This window comes from Endozoicomonas montiporae CL-33, from assembly GCF_001583435.1.
Classification (GTDB): domain Bacteria; phylum Pseudomonadota; class Gammaproteobacteria; order Pseudomonadales; family Endozoicomonadaceae; genus Endozoicomonas_A; species Endozoicomonas_A montiporae.
On sequence record NZ_CP013251.1, the window covers coordinates 4172925 to 4191895 of the forward strand.

Below are 18971 nucleotides of genomic sequence, written 5' to 3' on the forward strand. Positions count from 1 at the left end.
GGCGTTACCCGTTTCTTCTCTTCGGGTAACCGGGAGAAGGAGCGGCAACGAAAAGGACTAAGAATGATCAAGCAGTATTTACGACCAAAGAGTCTGGATGAAGCCCTGGCGTTCAAAGCAAAGTACGGTGACGACGCCGTTTATATGGCAGGGGGAGCACGTCTGAATGCTGCGCCCAGCAGAACAGAACGGCCAATCGCCATCAGCCTGTCAGAACTGGAACTGAAAGGCTGTGAGAAAACCTCAAGAGGTTGGGAAATCGGTGCCCTGACAACCTTGCAATCGATCGTCGATCATCCGGAACTGCCTGACGGGCTCCGCGAAGCGGCCGCTCTGGTATACAGTCGCAATGTCCGTAACCAGTGCACCCTCGGTGGTGAAATTGCTGCAGGTCTGCCCGCCTGTTTGATTGTTCCGGCTCTGCTGGCAATGGACGCAAGCGTTGAGCTGACAGAAGGCTTTGGCAATGTAAAAGTGCAGTCCATGGCTGACTATCGGGAAGGACTGATCACCAAAATCATCGTACCCGCTGAAGTGTATGCCTGTTTCAACGAGAACGTCAGCAAATGTGCTGCTGACCAGCCCATCGTTAATGCCAGCTTTGCTGTACATCGTGGCCACGAAGGTCAGGAATCCTACGGCGTTGCCGTCGCCGGTTCATCATCACCTGTCACCATGCTACCTGTAGAAGATTCCATTTGTGCTTTTCTAACTAACGACATTAGCCGTAAGGATCTGGAAAACGCCGTATCCAGTGCTGCCAGCTGCGAGTCTGATTTCAGAGGCAGTGCAGATTATAAATGCGAAGTCAGCGGCGTTCTGGTCGCCTCTATGGTCGAAGCGTACCGCGCTCAGGCGAGCAAAGTGAAAGGACAGTAAAAAATGGAAATTACATTTAACCTTAACGGTAAAGAAAAAACGGTTCGGGCTGAAGCCGGTGAGAATGCACAGGTTCTGCTGAAGCGTCTGGGCATGCGCTCTGTTCGTAACAGCGACGATGGTTATGGTTTTGCCGGTTCCGACACTATCCTGCTCGATGGTCATACCGTTAACGCTACCCTGCTGATTGCCGCCCAGCTGGAAGGCTGCGATGTCGTCACAGCAGAATCACTCAACGAATACGGCAAACTGGGTCCTGTTCAGTCTGCACTGATTGACGCCGGTGTCGTACAGTCCGGTTATAACGATCCTGCACTGGTTCTGCTGCTGACTGATCTGCTGAAGCGCAACCCTGATCCTGATCGTGCTGAAATCACCGATATCCTGTCGTCTCTGTTCCTGAGGGAAAGTGCCTATCAGCAAGTGTTTGATGCCATTGAAATCGCCAGCAAGCGCATCAAAAACCCACAATTCACTAAAACGACAGCACCTTCTTTTGGCGACAACCTTCGCCACGTCGGCAAGCCCGGTGGCAAGGTGGATGCCGCAGCAGCGATTAAGGCAGAAGCCTGCTTTGTTGAAGACTTTGTAGCCGCCGATGCCTGCGTGCTGAAAATGCTGCGCAGCCCGCATGCCCACGCATACATTACCAGCATTGACACCACCGAGGCTGAAAGCATGCCCGGCGTGGTGGCAGTGTTTGATCATCGTAACTGCCCGGATGTGTACTACACACCAGGCGGCCAGACTGTACCTGAACCCTCTCCGTTAGACCGTCGTCTGTTTGGTCAGAAACTGCGCCACTACGGTGACCGTGTGGCAGCCGTTGTCGCAGAAACAGAAGCTCAGGCAGAAGCCGCCCTGAAAACCATCAAGGTTGAGTATGAAGAGCTGAAGCCGGTTCTGTCGATTCGCGAAGCTATGGCTGAAGATGCTCCGATTGTTCACAACGGTGTTATAAGCTACAGCGTTGGTGCGCCGGACAACCTGGAAGAACAGAATAAAACCGCAGACCCTCGTGATGGTCGTATTCACTTTAATTTCCCGTTTGGTGGCGATCCACGCAAAAACATTGCGGCCACCGGTCATGGTGAAATTGGTGATGTGGATAAAGGCTTTGCCGAAGCCGACGTGGTGCTGGAACGTTCCTATCAATCCCGTCAGGCGCAGCAACTTCCACCTGAGCAACACCTTTGCTACACCTACATGGAAGCGGATCGCATTGTGGTTCGCGCTGCTACTCAAGTGCCATGGCACGTTCGCCGTAAAATCGCCACAGTGCTGGGTATAAAGCAACATAAGATTCACGTCATCAAAGAACGTCTTGGCGGTGGTTTTGGCTCCAAACAAGACATTCTCGTGGAAGAAGTGTGTGCTTTCGCGACACATACTACAGGCCGCCCCGTTCTATTCCGCCACACCCGTGAAGAAGAATTTATTGCGTCTTCTACCCGTCACGTTGCTGAAATCAAGATCAAAATGGGTGCGAAAAAAGACGGCACCATCACAGCATTCGATGTCGATTTCCGCTTTAACACCGGACCTTATGGCAACCACGCGCTGACCGTTCCGTGTAATGCGCCAGCCATTTCCCTGCCTCTGTACCCTTGTGACAACGTTAAGTTCCAGGTGACCACTTACTACTCCAATATTGCGCCTACCGGTGCGTATCAGGGTTACGGTGGTCCAAAGGGTAACTTTGCGGTACAGATGATCGTTGCCGAAATGGCCGACGAGCTGGGTATCGATCAGCTGGAAATGATCGAGAAAAACCGGGTACACGAAGGTGAACGTCTGGAACTGCTGGGTAAAGTCGGCGAAGGCAAATTGCCAACATCGGTTCCTGTGGCTCACAGCTGTGCGCTGGGCAAGGTACTGGAAACCGGTGCCAAACAATTTGGCTGGAACACACCGAAAGAAGAGCCTGCCGAGTCTCATATCCGTGTCGGTCGCGGTCTGGCGACCATGCAACAGAAGTCAGGTATCCCTGATATCGATCAGGCCAATGCCTGGATCAAACTGGCTTCCGACGGCACCCTGATTGCCCACTCCGGTGGTGCCGACCTGGGTACCGGTCTGGATACCGTTGTTGCCAAACTGTCAGCCGAAGTGCTGTGTACCAGTCTGGATGATATTCATGTGGTGTCGGGTGATACCGACAGCTGTCTGTTTGACAAGGGGGCTTACGCTTCCAGTGGCACTTGCTTCTCCGGCAACGCTGCCAAGCTGGCTGCCGAAGATCTGCGCAACAAGATTCTGAAAACAGCGGCTCATCTGCTGGAAGAGTCTGTTGAAGAGCTCTGTGTTGAATACCCCGGCATCGTTAAAGGCAAAGACAAGAGCATCAGCTTCTGTGAAGTGGCCGAATGCGCTGAAAGCGGTACCGGCTGTGGTCAGCTGATGGGACAAGGTAGCTATATTACCAGCGAGTTTGCCTTCCCTTACGGAGCCAACTTTGCCGAAGTGGCTGTCGATACCCGCACCGGTAAAGTGTCACTGCGCAAATTCCACGCTCTGGTGGACTGCGGCACTCCGGTCAACCCTGAACTCGCTCTGGGACAGATTTATGGTGCCAGCTTGCGAGCCATTGGCCACACACTACAGGAAGCGGTTCAGTATGACGACAAAGGACGTGTAGTGAACGCTAACTTTGCTGATTACGGTGCTCCTATGGTTGGTGACCTGCCAGAAGACTTCCTGGCAACACTGGTTCCAAGTGATGATCCTGTTGGACCGTTCGGTGCCAAGTCAGTGTCAGAAATCAGTGTGAATGCTGCTGCACCTGCCATTGTTTCCGCAATACACGACGCTACAGGTGTATGGGTTCGTGACTGGCACATTACACCGGAAAAAATGCTGAGAGCTTTGCAGGAGAAGTAAAACAGGTGCCGGGGTAGCTCAGGCTATCCCGGCTTTATAAGTACTCAACCATACGAAATCATATTTTCTGACTCATTGATCAGATTCTCTGACTGCGTTGCAACTCTGGTCACATAGCTTGCTATGCTCCCGCCGTTGCGCCTTGCAGAGCACCTGCCCAATAAGCCAGAAATATTCGATTCCGTATGGCCGAGTACTTAAGAATAATGTCAGACAAGCTGTCTGATGATAAATCCAAAATACAACAAGGTGTTGTCATGCAATACCCAAATACAGTCAAAGCTGTCCGGGGAAGTTTGCTGGATATCAGCGAAGTCGGCAGCGATCTGGAATCGATAGAAAACAATCTGCGCTACATCAAAGACGGCCTGCTGATTATCAATCAGGGCAAGGTTGCTTTTGCCGGTGAATGGAAAGAGGGTAAGGATTCCCTGCCGGATTCCATTCGCATCTGTGATTACCGCGGCAAACTGATTGTGCCCGGATTTATTGATACCCACATTCATTATCCGCAAATGGAAATTGTCGGTGCCTATGGCGAACAGCTGTTGGAATGGCTGAATACCTACACTTTCCCCACTGAAATGAAATACGGCGACAAGCGCTATGCCAAGGAAATGGCCGGGCTGTTTGTTAAAGAGCTGCTGAAGAACGGTACTACCACCGCCATGGTGTTCTGTTCTGTGCATCCGGAATCTGTAGACGCCCTGTTCGAAGTGTGCGACCAGCGCAATATGCGCATGATTGCCGGTAAGGTGATGATGGATCGTAATGCTCCGGAAGAGCTACTGGATACACCACAAAGCAGTTATGACGACTCTCGTCGTTTGCTGAAAAAGTGGCATAACCGCAATCGTCTGCTGTACGCCATTACACCAAGATTCGCTCCTACCTCCAGCCCTGAGCAGCTGGAAAAAGCCATGGCTCTGCGCGAAGAGTTTCCGGATGCTTACGTTCAAACCCATTTATCTGAAAACACTGACGAAATCGCGTGGGTTGAATCATTGTTTCCAGAACGCAAAAGCTATCTGGATGTCTACGACCATTACCGTTTAACCGGTGAGCGCAGTGTTTATGCACACTGTATTCATCTGGACGAACAGGAATGGCAAACCATGGCTGAAACCGGTTCATCGGTTGCCTTCTGCCCGACGTCCAACATGTATCTGGGCAGTGGTCTGTTTAATTATCCGAAAGCCGTGAAAGACAATGTGCGGGTGGGCATGGCCACCGACGTTGGTGCCGGTACGTCATTCAACATGTTCCAGACCCTGAATGAAGCATACAAGGTGGTGCAGTTGCAGCAGCAGAAACTGTCGGCCCTGGAAGGCTTCTATCGGGCAACTCTGGGCGGAGCACACTCTCTGTATCTGGATGACAAGATTGGTAATTTCAACATTGGTAAAGAAGCCGACTTTGTCGTACTTGACCCGATGGCCACTCAGGTACAGCAACTGCGCTGGGATAACTCCACCACACTGAGTGAGAAACTGTTTGTACTGATGACTCTGGGTGATGACCGGAACATTTACCGAACCTACGTCGATGGTTCAATGGTTTATTCCAGCACCCGGTGACAGATGACTTGAAAAAGCCTCTTTTTTTGGAAAAGAGATTCAATAAACCCCGATTTTCGTTGCAGTCAGGACAGGAATGCCGTCACTTCTGAAAATCACGACAAGAGACTTTTATTGATTAATATATTGACGATTAAACGGAACTGTAATGAGAGTTGTAATAGCTTTGGGAGGCAATGCGATCCTCCAGCGTGGAGAGCCCCTCGATTGTGATACCCAGCGTAAGAACATCAAAATAGCTGCCGAATCCATTGCCCGAATTGCCAAAGATCATCAGGTTATTCTGACACACGGCAATGGCCCACAGGTGGGTTTGCTGGCATTGATGAATGATCACTACAAAGACGTCGCCCCCTACCCTCTCGACTCACTGGGTGCCCAGACCCAGGGCATGATTGGCTATCTGTTTGAGCAGGAACTGCGCAACCAGATGCCGGGCAGAAAAGTGTGTGTGATGTCCACACAGACACTGGTTGACAGTGATGACCCTGCGTTCACCGACCCTGACAAGTTTGTTGGCCCGGTGTATTCCCGCGAACAGGCTGACAGCCTGCTGAAAGAGCATCCGGACTGGGTTATCAAGGCTGACGGCAAGCATTTCCGTCGCGTGGTGGCTTCACCAAAACCTCAGGCCATTCTTGAATTGCCATCCCTGCAACATCTGGTCAGTGCCGAAGACATTACCGTGATTTGTGGCGGTGGTGGTGGCGTGCCGGTAAGACGCACCAGCGACGGGCTGTTAAAAGATGTTGAAGCCGTGATTGATAAAGACCGTTCATCCAGCCTGCTGGCAGAAAAACTGAATGCTGACGCTTTCCTGATTCTGACAGACGTTGATTCGGTTGCCACACAATTCGGTCATCCCAAGTCGAAGAATATTCGTGCCGCTACACCGGAAGGACTGGATCAGTTTGATTTTGCCTCCGGTTCCATGGGGCCAAAAATCGAAGCGGCGGTGGATTTTGTCAAACACACCGGAAAGATGGCCGCCATTGGTTCGTTGAATCGATGCAGCGAAATTCTCTGTTCCGATTCGGGCACGGTCATAAGACCTGATGTTCCCGGGCAGGTGACTTATTACTGATACCAATCCCGCCTTCTAAACATGAATTGCGCAGCCATTATGAACCGCGGGAGCTGCGTTGGAACTCCTCGCAATAGCTCGCTATTACTCGTCGTTCCGCCTTGTCCCGCAATTCAGAATGACTTGCTCATGGTCATATTTAGAAGGTGGCATTGGTATAGCGCATCTTTTCAACCCTATTGAAGAGAAACGTTGTTGTGTGGGTTGGAACGGCTGAAACAACTTTCAACCGGGTGAGTATCGTTGAGCATCCGTGTTGGGAAGTCACTTCGTTCGTCGCAACCTACAAGTCGCAACCTACAAGTCGCAACCTACAAAGAGTCTGATGACGGCTTTGAGCAGTTTCTCCGAGACAAGTAAAAACGAGTTTAGATTATGCAGATTGGTATTCCTGGAGAGATTCAGGCGAATGAAAACCGGGTGGCAGCCACACCGGATACGGTAAAGAAACTGATCAAGCTGGGCTACAGTGTTGTCATTGAAAGCGGAGCCGGTTTAAAAGCCAGTTTCGGTGACAGTGCCTACACCGATGCTGGTGCTCAGATCAGACCAAACGACGAAGTATGGCAATCCGATCTGGTCATGAAGGTCAATGAACCTTCCGACGAAGAAATTGCCCTGTTAAAAGACGGTGCTACTCTTGCCAGCTTTATCTGGCCAGGACAGAACGAAGCCTTAATGAATAACTCATGTTACGCACCCAGAAAAATCTGCCATGCTTTAGAGCATGAACACAGAGCTGTTTGAGCTGTATAGCGATTACCTGCTGTCCTCATTCGGCAAAACGACAGCTACACAGCTGTCATCTTTGCTGGACGGCGCATACAGCCATGATCAGGTAACACGCCTTCTGTCCCGTAATCACTTCGACAGTAAGACTCTTTGGCACCATGTTAAAGCCGTTGTGCGTCAGGAAGAGCGCGATGATGGAGTACTTATTGCCGACGACACTATTCAGGAGAAACTCTACACTGATGAGAACGACCTGATTGCATGGCACTTTGATCACACCTTTGGTCGTTCGGTAAAAGGTATCAACCTTCTCAACTTTGTTTACCATGTCGGTGATATCTCTATTCCCGTGGCCTACAAGCTTATCGAAAAGCCTATTCAATACTCCGACGTAAAAACTAAAAAAGTTAAACGCAAGGCTGAAACCACCAAGAACGAAGACTTTCGGGAGATGCTGAAAGTTTGCTGTGATAATCAGCTCAAATTTCGTTACGTGCTGGCAGATAGCTGGTTCTGTTCTAACGACAACATGCTGTATATACGACACGAATGCGATAAGCATTTTGTCATGGCCAGCAAGTCAAACCGGAAGGTTTCGCTGAGTGAGGAAGATAAAAGTCGGGGGCGCTCACAGCGCATAGATTCCATTGATTTCTCAGAAGAAAAGCCTATCAAAGGCTGGATTGCAGGCGTGGACTTCCCCGTTCTGCTGTTCCGGCAGGTCTTTACAAACAAAGATGGCAGTAAGGGCATTCTCTATCTGATATGCAGTGATCTTGAGTGTGACGCAGAGGCTTTGAAGGCGATCTACAAAAAACGGTGGAAAGTTGAAGTCTTCCATAAAACACTCAAATCTAATGCGTCAATGGCCAAGTCACCGACTTATACAGTTTTGACGCAGAGTAATCATCTGTTTATGTCGATATATTCGGCATTTCGTCTCGAGGTGCTGGCTAATAAGCTTGATTTAAACCATTTTGAGTTGCGGGCAAAGCTTTATCTCACTGCATTGAAATCATCGTTCCAGAAACTTCAGTCGATGAAGGGGTGCGTAACATGAGTGAATAAACTGAGCCAGCGTAATATTAACGTTCTGGCTCTGGACAGCGTACCACGCCTGTCGCGTTCACAGTCGCTGGACGCACTGAGTTCCATGGCCAACATTGGTGGTTATCGTGCCGTTGTTGAAGCCTCCCATCATTTTGGTCGTTTCTTTAACGGTCAGATCACCGCCGCCGGTAAAATTCCTCCCGCCAAAGTGCTGGTGATTGGTGCCGGTGTTGCGGGGCTGGCCGCTCTGGGCGCAGCAGGCAGCATGGGCGCCATTGTTCGCGCTTTCGATACCCGACCTGAAGTGAAGGAACAGGTTGAAAGCATGGGGGCAGAGTTCCTTGAGCTTGATTATGAAGAAGAACAGGATTCTTCCGACGGCTACGCCAAAGAAATGAGTCAGGCCTTTATCGATGCCGAAATGGCATTGTTTATGGAACAGGCCAAAGACGTTGATATCATTATCACCACTGCACTGATCCCCGGCCGTCCGGCACCCAGACTGATTACCGAAGAGATGGTAAAAGCCATGAAGCCCGGCAGTGTGATTGTCGATCTGGCAGCACTCACCGGCGGTAACTGCGAATGCACTGAAAAAGATCAGGCAGTCGTGAAACACGGTGTGACCGTGATTGGCTTTACCGACATGCCCAGCCGTCTGCCTACCCAGTCATCCCAGCTTTACGGCACCAACCTGGTGAACATGCTCAAGCTGATGACACCGGAAAAAGACGGCGAGCTGGTGATTGATTTTGACGATGAAGTGGTTCGTGGCCTGACCGTCGTCAAAGAAGGCAATATTACCTGGCCACCGCCTCCTGTTAAGGTCAGCGCCGCACCAACTACCAAAGCAGCACCCAAAGCGGTAGAAGAACAGCCGGAAAAACCGGCACGTCCCTGGCTGAAACCTGCCCTGCTGGTTGCCGGCGCCTGCCTGTTCGGCTGGGTGGCAAACGCAGCACCTGCAAGCTTCCTTGAACATCTAACCGTCTTTGTTCTGTCGTCTATTGTTGGTTACTACGTTATCTGGAACGTGACCTCTGCCCTGCACACCCCCCTGATGAGTGTTACCAATGCCATCAGCGGCATCATTGTTGTGGGTGCTCTGGTGCAAATGGGGAGTGATAACAGTGCCGTCCTTGCCTTGTCGGGCATCGCTCTTGTCGTCGCCATGATTAACATCGTCGGGGGCTTTGCGGTCACCCAGCGTATGTTGAAAATGTTCATCAAAGAATAATAAGGAGGTTAATCATGTCTGAAGGATTATTAGTCTCTGCGTATCTGCTCGCAGCCATGAAATTTGTGATGAGTCTGGCCGGACTGAGCCGTCAGGAAAGTGCCAGGAATGGCAGTTTCTACGGCATGCTGGGCATGACCGTCGCCATTGTTGCCACCATTGCTCACGCCAGTATTGCCGGTATGAACTGGGTCACCATGCTCATGATTCTCGGTTCCGGTATCGGCCTTTATCTGGCCAAAAAAGTGGAAATGACCGAAATGCCACAGCTGGTTGCCATCCTTAACGGATTTGGTGGTTTGGCTGCAGTTCTGATTGGTTTTTCCAGTGCTATCGAAGTGATCACCGGCACAGGTCTGGCCACAGCCGTTATGTCTACGGCTGAAGTGATGATTCACGATGCCCAGATCGGTTTTGGTGTCATGGTCGGTACAGTGACCTTTAGCGGTTCGATCATTGCCTGCCTGAAGCTGCATGGCCGCATTACCAGTAGCCCTGTTTCCCTGCCCGGCGGGCACTGGACCAATCTCGCCATCATTGGCGGCGCGGTGTTGATGGCTATCGTCTTTGTACAACAGCAAAACATGATGGCACTGTTGTTAATGACTGCGTTTGCCTTTGTGTTTGGTATTACCCTGGTGATGGGCATCGGTGGTGCGGATATGCCAGTGGTGGTTTCCATGCTGAATGCTTACTCCGGTATTGCAGCGGCAGCCACCGGTTTCATGCTGGGCAACAACCTGCTGATCATCACCGGTGCCATGGTCGGTTCTTCCGGCGCCATCCTGTCTTACCTGATGTGTGCAGCCATGAACCGGTCATTTATTTCCGTAATTCTGGGTGGTTTTGGTACAGAAGGCGGCACTATTGTTGCCACGGAAGATCAGGGCGAACACACAGAGTCCAGCGCTGAAGACGTGGCGGACATGCTTAAAAATGCTTCCAGCGTCATCATCACTCCCGGTTACGGCATGGCCGTTGCACAGGCCCAGCATCCTCTGCAGGAACTGGTGAACAAACTGCGCGAGAAAAACGTCAAGGTTCGTTTTGGTATTCATCCGGTTGCAGGCCGTCTGCCAGGCCACATGAATGTTCTGCTGGCTGAAGCGAAAGTACCTTACGACATCGTTGAAGAAATGGACGAGCTGAATGACGATTTCACCGACACCGACGTTGTACTGGTGATTGGTGCGAACGACACCGTTAACCCGGCCGCCATGAATGACCCGAACAGCCCGATTGCCGGCATGCCGGTGCTGAAGGTATGGGAATCTGGCCAGGTGGTTATCTTCAAACGTTCAATGGCTACCGGTTATGCAGGCGTTCAGAACCCGCTGTTCTTCAAGGAAAACTCCAGCATGCTGTTTGGTGATGCCAAGAAGTCTGTACTGGATATTCTGAATTTTGTCTGAGTTGTTAAACGCTTAAACCCTATAAAGACGACGCAGTATAACTTTTAACTGCGTCGTCTTTTTATTAAATGATGTTATTTACTGCTTTCTTCAAGTTGTTTTACAGTCTCCTCTTCCTGATATTCAAAGAAGTGCGGCAGAGAGGCAAACCAGCAACGTTCATTCTTGAAAGAAAAGTACTCCAGAGACATATACGGTTCATCAGGGTTTGCATTCATAGCAATTTCTACCGGCTTGCCCATACCCGGCTTACAGTTATACACATCGGTTGCAGCGGCCGTCAGGCGCACAGGCATGGCCAGCGCATCAGCCAGAATAGCGAAATCCTGCAAAGCCTTGGGTGTCGCCAGAAACGTGCCATTCTGAATTCTTGCTTTAACGCCGTCCAGATCAAATCTTGCTGGCAAAGCGCTTCCATCCGGTTTTTTGCCTGTGCTGATTAACACTTTCAGGTAATCACGAACTCTCAGCTGCATCAGTTGTCCCGTAGCATCTGGCAGAGCTTTCTTTTCTTTGACCTTTTCTTTGACCTTTTCTCTAACAGGAGCTCTCTGCTTTTTGCCTTTGCTTTTTTTTCTGCTTTTACTTTTTTGAGCGGACTGAGGTTTTGCCGCTTCCAAAGACGCTGAATCTTCGTGTGTCGAGGCAGTTAAACCCGCATTGCCCATTCTCCATGATTGCCGGGTGCCCCCTAACGAGTACTCCAGCGAACTGAATAGATCCTCAGATATGAAAAAACCGACAGGAAACTCAAAAGCTTGTGGAGCTTCAGCAGGTTCAGGGGCAACAATCGGTTCATAAGTGCTGTCAGCGGCTCCTATAATAAAGCTGTCTCCGGATTCAACGGGTTGCTTAGTCGAGGAGGAGGCTGCTAATGATTCCGGTTGGGTCTCGACAGAAAGTTCTGACAGCTTGAACTCAAGAGGAGGGTTATTCAATGCTGGTAACCCATCAGTCACAGGAGACTTTAGTACCTCACTGCCGTCTTCGGACATATCAGGGCTTTCAACTGGCTGTCGATCAGAAGTTGAGGTTGGAGCTTCAGTGACATCAGGCTTAGAGGCTGATGCTGAGGTTGAAGCTTTAGTGATATCAGGCTGAGAGACTGGCTGAGTCTGTGCAGAGTCTGGTATATCAAGGTTCACTCTCAAAGTACCTTTGGGTATCGCACCACCTGTAAATTCAGTCGGTTTACGGCTTAATGTTACCAACCACTGTTTGCCCTTGTGATTCACCATTAACGATCTGCCAAGATTCCTTGCCACCTGTGTCAATGGGTGAGGATCAATACTGCTGGCAGGGGCGAATGCTTCTATGGGCAACGTTTGAGCCTGCTCTGCAGGCGCTCCTATTCTCGACACAATATCAGCCGAGCCTGATGCGTGTCTCAGTTCGTCCTTCAAAAAGTCCGGTAAAATGCCCAAAATATTTTCTTCTACGAAGTGCACCCTGCGGGGTGGTTTTGTGACAGGCTGTGCAATGGGCACTTTAGCTGGCTGACTATCACTAGTCTGCTGTGGAGAGCTCTGTTGTAAAGAGCTCTGCTGTAAAGAGCCCTGTTGTGAAACGTTCTGTGGTGAAGCAGCCTGCACTGAACTCTCAACAGTCTGCCGATCCAGTATGCTCCTGATAAAATGAATACTTCCATTCAGCTTTGAACTGAAGCCTTTTATCCAGTCAATATTGGTCTGAATAACTTTACTCCTCGCTTTACGCCTTTCTTTAACTTCTGTATCCCTGCTTCCCCCGCTCTCCTCTCTTTGAGCCAGATACTGCCTGAGCACCCGTCCTCTCAACTGATAAATTTGTGGCAACCTCTCGCAACACCGGGAAACCCGCCCCGCCTTATCAACCAGATCATCCGCCAGATCATGCAGCTCAAGCAATTGCTCCAGAAATTCTGATTGATCGTCGCCAAGTTCATAAAAGACATCCAGAGCTGACTTAATCGACTGCGCTATTTCCAGTACCGCCCAGTTAATGCTTTCTGCCTCACCTTTCAGCTTTCTCAGTACATGGTTAAATCGAAACTCGTCGTCCGGAGGAGGAACTTCATTGTTTCCTAATATCTGCTCATACTGATAAGTGGCATTGACCAGCTCATTCATTTTTTCCAAAAGAGGTGCAAGACGAATTGAAAGAATATCCGCATAGCCATAATGTGCCTGTGCTTTATCAAAAGTACTGGCATTCTGATCCTGAACAACTTCCGCAAAAATTGCCTTAATGACTCTGTTGGGTTCGTTTCGGGCAAATGCTTCAAGTGCTTTTTTCAAACAAGCGTTGAGCTTAACGTCTGCCTTTTCCTCTCCAGTCTGATGGACTTCAGGAGACTCCGAAGCCACTTTGGCAGACGACACACTGACAGGCTGTTGTTCAGCTATCCGCTTCTGTCTGCGCCTCTCACGCTTCTCAAGCTTTGCCTGTATCTTCTGTTTCTGAAGTTCTTCTTCCCGGATCAGCTCATTGCCTCTGTCAATGACTCTCTGCTCCAGATCTTTTAAATGCTGAACTTCGGAGCTGCAGTGCCGGTCAATGCCCGAATACAAATAAAGCAGAGATGCCCTATCCTGTTCAGACAGTAACCGGTTTTCATCAATGTGCCCAATCAGCTCTTCAAATGCCTTAACCACTTTCTCTGCACTTTCTATTCGCTCCCTGTGTTCACCCAGTGGTTCGGCCCGGTCGTATAACCAGGTCATGGTACTGATCAGCGACATACACAAACTGAAACAGTCTTTTGCAGGCACCTCTTCACTTTTTACCAGATCGCTAAACGTTTGCAGAAGCCTCAACGCTATATCAGGCTTATCGAGAATAATGGCTGCAACAATGGCATTAATTAATTTAGGGCTGTCGCTTGCTTTTAGTTCTTTTAGTTCATTGCCACTCAACACCTCAAGCCAATGCTCAAGGTATTGCCCGTCTTCAGCCAGAATCTTTCTGAGTTCGTCCCGTTTTTCATCAACCATGTAGAGTGGTTCGGAGCTCTGAATCATCACAGCAACGCTTTCACCCGCAGCGTCAAATTCTTTAACACACTCCCTTAACTCTTTGTTGTCACCCTGGGCAATACCGCATTGCATCACCTCGCTTAGCACTCCCATCCATTCAAGAGTCTGGGCAATAAATTCCTCAGCCCTTGGAATAAAGAGTTTAGGATCACCCAGCCTCTCAAGAACGGGAGGCTGTAAAGCAACTGCACCAAAACGTTGTTTGCAAAATGCAGAATAAAGTCGAATATAACCCCTCTCTTTCCAATACTTGTTTTTTCGCTCTCCCAACCCCGGTGCCTGTGACAGGCTAGTCACCAGAGCTTTCTCTTCAGACGTCTGCTTTCTTTTACCTGCAGTTTTTCTGACCGCTTTATTAATCTGTTTTTGACGCTGGCTGGAAGGAGAAATCACTTCATAAACCTGATCCAACAACGCAATGTGATGATCAATCAGATCTTTCAGCTGAGACATAACCACAAACTTTAAATGGGTCTCGCTGGAAAAACCATTTACCGGGTCGTACTCGATTGAAAACGACTCATCCAGTTGATTGATTTTAATGAAGTCCTTAATCTGCTTAACAGAATCATCTAAATCGTTACCGGCCTTAATAAGCGATACATCGGTTTTTCTTTTGGCAACCGCCTGTTGAAGCCTTCGTGTATCAGTGCCAGCCATTTCTTCAGCCTCTGCAATCACTGATCGGGCTTCTTCTTCGCTGACTGTGCGCCCCTCTCTGTTGGTCGCCTGCTTTTTTTCTGCTTCACCCGCAGAGCCTTCAGGGTTCTGCGGGTCAGGTAGTTCAGGCTGAGGGTTTGATTTTGACGGTCCCGGAGCATCCATTAGAAAATGACCTTGTTATACGATTATAATCTGTATCGACCAGCCCGGGAATTTCTCAGGAAGAGCGATTCTGAATGGTTTTGAGGTAATCCATCGCCAACGTCCGGGCATCGCTGCGCAAGCAGAGATCACTCTTCCTCAACTCAAGATAAAGGCTTGCTGCAACAGTGGTTGCATTCAACAAAGATTGCTTGTCAGGAGTAGCCACCGTTTTTTTAAGCTTCTCTGTGAAATCAGGCAACAGCCGCTCAATATTGCGCACACCCCGGGCATCATACCCGGCTTTCTGTAACGCCATGGAACCCAGCACCTGCATTCTCAGAAAGCTAAGAAACTCCAGGGCTTCGAAATACTCACCCCGGCCAATTTTGATGCCCGCGTAGTGCATCCAGACCCAGAAACGATCTTCAACCCATTGAGGATCGACAGCCGGATAAGCTCCCTTTCCCTGACTTAATGCCTTCTCAAGCCTTGAGTCTCTGGACCAGAGTATCACCGGTTCATCCACCCGAACGGCTGCGTCCTGCACTTTCAGAAATTTAAAGTCCACATGGAGCGCTTCAGGACTGACGTCCCTGTTTCATCATGCATTTCCAGCACTGTCCACAGACGACATCAACAAAGCAATGTATGAAAACGACCTCTTATACCAATTCCGTTTTCTAAATATGACCATGAGCAAGCCAATCCAAATCGCTGGGCAAGGAAGAACGACGAGTAATAGCTGGAGCTGGCTATTGCGAGGAGTTCTGACGCAGCACCAGCGGTTTGGAATGGCTGCGCAATTCATGTTTAGAAGACGGAATTGGTATTATCTACAGAACAATGGAAAGAAAAACAGGAGCGAAAGATGTATCTTGTATTGATCCTGATTGCCGTGGTCGCCTTTGTTGTCATTGCCACCTCCCGTTACAAACTTCACCCCTTCATAACGCTTTTACTGGCAGCCTTTGCCACGGCACTGCTGGCAAGGATGCCACTGTCTGATATTGCGCCCACCATCAGTGCCGGGTTTGGCGGTATTCTTGGCTCAATCGGTATCGTTATTATTCTTGGCACACTGATCGGAACGATTCTGGAAAAAACCGGAGCGGCCATTACCATGGCTGACTCGATTATCAAACTACTGGGGGAACGCTTTCCCAAGCTAACCATGTCCATTATTGGTTATCTGGTCTCCATCCCCGTATTCTGCGATTCCGGTTACGTCATTCTGAACTCGCTCAAACATTCAGTCGGTAAACGGCTGAATGTGTCTGCAGTCGGCATGAGTGTTGCACTGGCAACCGGCCTGTATGCAACACACACTTTCGTTCCTCCCACTCCGGGCCCAATCGCTGCAGCTGGTAATCTGGGGCTGATGGAAAATCTGGGGCTGGTGATTGGACTTGGCAGTATTGTCGCTGCCTGTACGGCTCTGGCAGGTTTATTCTGGGCCAGCAAGGCGACCAAACACCTGACCTGTGAAGAAGATCAGGAAGTGGTAGAAAGTTATGAAGAGCTGAAAGCTCAGTATGGCGAACTGCCCTCACCCGCTAAAGCCTTCGCTCCTATCATGGTTCCGATTGTGTTGATCTGTCTGGCATCCATCGCCAACTACCCCACCAAACCTTTTGGTAACGGTAACAGCTTCCAACTGCTACTGCTGTTTCTGGGTACACCACTGAATGCCCTGATGGTCGGTCTGGGTCTGGCGGTCACTCTGATCCGGGGTGAAAAGCGCACAAAGCAGTTCACTGACCTGATTGGTGCCAGCATTCTTGCCTGTGCGCCTATCCTGTTAATCACCGGAGCAGGTGGTGCATTTGGACGAGTTCTGTCTTCTACTGATATTGGCACCTACCTTGGTGAAGCCCTGTCCGGCCTTGGCATCGGCATATTCATGCCCTTTGTGGTAGCTGCTGCCTTAAAGACAGCACAAGGGTCTTCCACTGTGGCACTGGTCACCACATCGGTTCTGGTAGCACCCATGCTGGGCGATATCGGCCTTGCCAGTGAAATGGGTCGTGCTCTGACGGTTCTGGCTATTGGTGCGGGTGCTATGACGGTATCCCATGCCAACGACAGTTTCTTTTGGGTGGTTTCACAATTCAGCAAAATGAATGTAGGTACTGCCTATAAAGCACAAACCATGGCGACACTGGTACAGGGCATTACCGGTATTGCTGTCGTCTATATGATGAGTCTTGTGCTTCTTTAATACCTTGCAGCTCACTAATTCAAACCGTGAGCTGGTCATTCCACGGATACTGCCCTGCATTTCCTTGCAAACCATCTACACTCTTTATCTTAAGTGAATCTCACAATCTTAAGTGAATCTCACAACCTGACTGTTAACGACTTGCGACCACCATGCAGCTTATGATCATCAGCTTGCCTGCAAGCGAACAGGTTGCCAACCTTAATCACTCGCTGAATGCCGACGAGCTGTTTATCGGTCAGTCAGAGTCCTGCCAGATCCGATTACCTGATCGTCAGAACCTTGTTACTGACCAGCATATCCGTCTGATTCGGGAAGACAGCCAATGGTATGTGGAAAACCTGAGTGACCACCCATTGCGTATTAACCAGGTAGAAGTGCCGGAGCGAGCCCGTCAACGCATGCTATTAAGCGACGGCGACATTATTTTCTGTGGGGACTATCAACTGGCTGCCAGTGATTTCAGCCCCTGGCTCGGCAGCTCTGACCTGCTTGAACCCCCTGATCTGGTCACCGCACAAAATCAGACACCGGACTACTGCGTTCTCCCAACCACCAGTGAAGAACACGAAACTGATCTGAACGATCCTTTTGCCCTGGAACCGGTAACCATTGACAACACTGTAAAATCTGAAGTCAACGACTGGCAAAAGCCTCAGGATGATACGGCCCTGGTGGAACTCTCACCGTCCTCAACCATGAGTCATGTCACCTCAGAACCAGTCAGCAGCCAGAGCCTGCAAAGCCGCAGCTCATTAATCGATGTGCTGTCTGAAGCGGATGAACTGGATAATGACTGGAACATTCATCGGGGGCTCTGGTACGGAAAAATTACTCAGCCGCAGGAACCCGCCGAGACCTGTTTTCACTCACCACTGTCAACAGAAAATACAGACAGCACTCATCCGGTGGTCACCCGGATTCCACGCATTTTTTCCCCACCGGCTGATGCCGGAAAGCAGTCGAAATCAACTTCCCGCTCGTCAGGTGCACACCAGCGATCCATCTGTCAGGCAATGCTTTCAGCGCTTGATCAGACAATGGCAGACTTCAGCCCGGATCAGCTGCTTAAACAATTTAAACGACCAATGTCGTCATCACCGGTCACTGACACAAGCCGGACAAAACGGATACGACATTACCTTGGCTGCCAACCGAGACGACCGGAAAGAAACGATTTCCAAAATGACTACCAGCATTTTTACCAACAGTTAATGACCAGCAAACAATACCGGCTATTGTTTTTACAGCGGTTTCGTCAGGCACTGAAAGAACAGGAGCATCCGGTCGGGGACATTGATTTAAGGAGTGGTGATATAAATACCGATGGTGTCAATAGCGACGATGTAAGGAGCAACGATGATGGAACGTAAAAAAGCCGTCTTTGTGCTAATCATGGTGGCCATACTTCTGTTCGGCTGCAGTTCAAAACAACCACCCCGAACGACACTGACCCTGAACATCGAGGCAGGCTACGACATCAATACAACCAGCCCCGGTCAGGCGGCTCCGCTGCAAACGCGCCTGTATGAACTCGGCAGTAAAACATTATTTGAACAGGCAGACTTTCTTGACCTCTACCTGAAAGACGCCAGTACTCTGCAAGACAGCCTGAATCGGGATAGGGTGGAGCCTCGCGGCTCCACTCCTCCCACAACACCCAGCGTACGGGTCCGTACTGGGCGTTTCGGTTAGTTAAGCGTCTACCATCAGCACAAACATGACAATGGAAGGGTCAGTGATACAAGACATATGACTCACACCACCCGCCGGGCTTTTGTAATCCTGTAATGCCGATATAGTCTCAGCTCTTATGACCTTGCAGCTTTCGGTTCCGCCGTCACCGCTTGGCATGAGCACCAGTGTTTGCTGGCCTTTGTCTGCGTCCGATATATCGAGAAACAGAAACTAATCACCGCTCTAACCGTTCAGGCCTTCACTGACTTCGCCAGCTACTATGCCGTCTGCTGACTTCTGTATGGCGATCAGGACATCTTACGATGACCTCAGTCTGAAATATCAGACACCAGACAGACCTCCCGAGGTAAGTTACACCGCCTTCCCTGCACAACTGCCGGATT

14 protein-coding genes are annotated in these 18971 nt (G+C 49.9%); 11 read left to right on the top strand and 3 right to left on the bottom strand.

The window, feature by feature from the left end; translation table 11 throughout:
* Positions 1–63: 63 nt before the first annotated feature.
* The 8 genes from EZMO1_RS19110 to pntB all read left to right on the top strand — a co-directional run bounded on the left by EZMO1_RS19110 (position 64) and on the right by pntB (position 10851).
* Positions 64–879 carry an FAD binding domain-containing protein gene (locus EZMO1_RS19110; RefSeq protein ID WP_034876216.1) on the top strand — a complete coding sequence of 272 codons (816 nt, stop codon included), beginning with the start codon at positions 64–66 and terminating at the stop codon, positions 877–879.
* 3 nt (positions 880–882) lie between these two features.
* Entirely contained in the window at positions 883–3759 is a 2877-nt protein-coding gene (locus EZMO1_RS19115) for a molybdopterin-dependent oxidoreductase Mo/Fe-S-binding subunit (RefSeq protein ID WP_034876213.1), read from the top strand.
* 257 nt (positions 3760–4016) lie between these two features.
* Positions 4017–5336: a guanine deaminase gene (gene guaD / locus EZMO1_RS19120; protein ID WP_034877429.1), complete on the top strand. Its 1320-nt coding sequence runs from the start codon at positions 4017–4019 to the stop codon at positions 5334–5336.
* A 148-nt stretch (positions 5337–5484) separates the two neighbouring features.
* Positions 5485–6420: a carbamate kinase gene (arcC, locus tag EZMO1_RS19125; protein WP_034876210.1), complete on the top strand. Its 936-nt coding sequence runs from the start codon at positions 5485–5487 to the stop codon at positions 6418–6420.
* Positions 6421–6795: 375 nt separating this feature from the next.
* Positions 6796–7167 carry a hypothetical protein gene (locus tag EZMO1_RS19130; protein WP_034876208.1) on the top strand — a complete coding sequence of 124 codons (372 nt, stop codon included), beginning with the start codon at positions 6796–6798 and terminating at the stop codon, positions 7165–7167.
* Positions 7148–8212, top strand: coding sequence for an IS701 family transposase (locus EZMO1_RS19135; protein ID WP_034873259.1), 1065 nt, complete (start codon positions 7148–7150; stop codon positions 8210–8212). The genes EZMO1_RS19130 and EZMO1_RS19135 overlap by 20 nt, the downstream gene beginning before the upstream one ends.
* On the top strand, positions 8213–9439 hold the full coding sequence (locus tag EZMO1_RS19140) for a Re/Si-specific NAD(P)(+) transhydrogenase subunit alpha (RefSeq protein ID WP_201772200.1): 1227 nt from the start codon (positions 8213–8215) through the stop codon (positions 9437–9439). It abuts the gene before it with no gap.
* Positions 9440–9453: 14 nt separating this feature from the next.
* Positions 9454–10851 (top strand): Re/Si-specific NAD(P)(+) transhydrogenase subunit beta, encoded by a 1398-nt coding sequence (gene pntB, locus EZMO1_RS19145; protein WP_034876204.1) that lies wholly within the window; start codon positions 9454–9456, stop codon positions 10849–10851.
* A gap of 74 nt (positions 10852–10925) precedes the next feature.
* Here pntB and EZMO1_RS19150 read toward each other — a convergent pair whose 3' ends face one another.
* On the bottom strand, positions 10926–14690 hold the full coding sequence (locus EZMO1_RS19150) for a hypothetical protein (protein WP_034876202.1): 3765 nt from the start codon (positions 14688–14690) through the stop codon (positions 10926–10928).
* Between the two features lie 55 nt (positions 14691–14745).
* A complete protein-coding gene (locus tag EZMO1_RS19155) occupies positions 14746–15240 on the bottom strand; it encodes a hypothetical protein (RefSeq protein ID WP_187300031.1) in 495 nt (164 codons plus the stop codon).
* A gap of 300 nt (positions 15241–15540) precedes the next feature.
* Between EZMO1_RS19155 and EZMO1_RS19165 the strand changes: the two genes are divergently transcribed.
* The 3 genes from EZMO1_RS19165 (at position 15541) to tssJ (ending at position 18585) form a co-directional block, all read left to right on the top strand.
* A complete protein-coding gene (locus EZMO1_RS19165; protein WP_034876198.1) occupies positions 15541–16890 on the top strand; it encodes a GntP family permease in 1350 nt (449 codons plus the stop codon).
* A 152-nt stretch (positions 16891–17042) separates the two neighbouring features.
* Positions 17043–18263: an FHA domain-containing protein gene (locus EZMO1_RS19170; protein ID WP_034876195.1), complete on the top strand. Its 1221-nt coding sequence runs from the start codon at positions 17043–17045 to the stop codon at positions 18261–18263.
* A complete protein-coding gene (tssJ, locus tag EZMO1_RS19175; protein ID WP_051789988.1) occupies positions 18250–18585 on the top strand; it encodes a type VI secretion system lipoprotein TssJ in 336 nt (111 codons plus the stop codon). The genes EZMO1_RS19170 and tssJ overlap by 14 nt, the downstream gene beginning before the upstream one ends.
* Here tssJ and EZMO1_RS26990 read toward each other — a convergent pair whose 3' ends face one another.
* Entirely contained in the window at positions 18586–18744 is a 159-nt protein-coding gene (locus tag EZMO1_RS26990; protein ID WP_160173990.1) for a hypothetical protein, read from the bottom strand. It abuts the gene before it with no gap.
* Positions 18745–18971 lie beyond the last annotated feature (227 nt).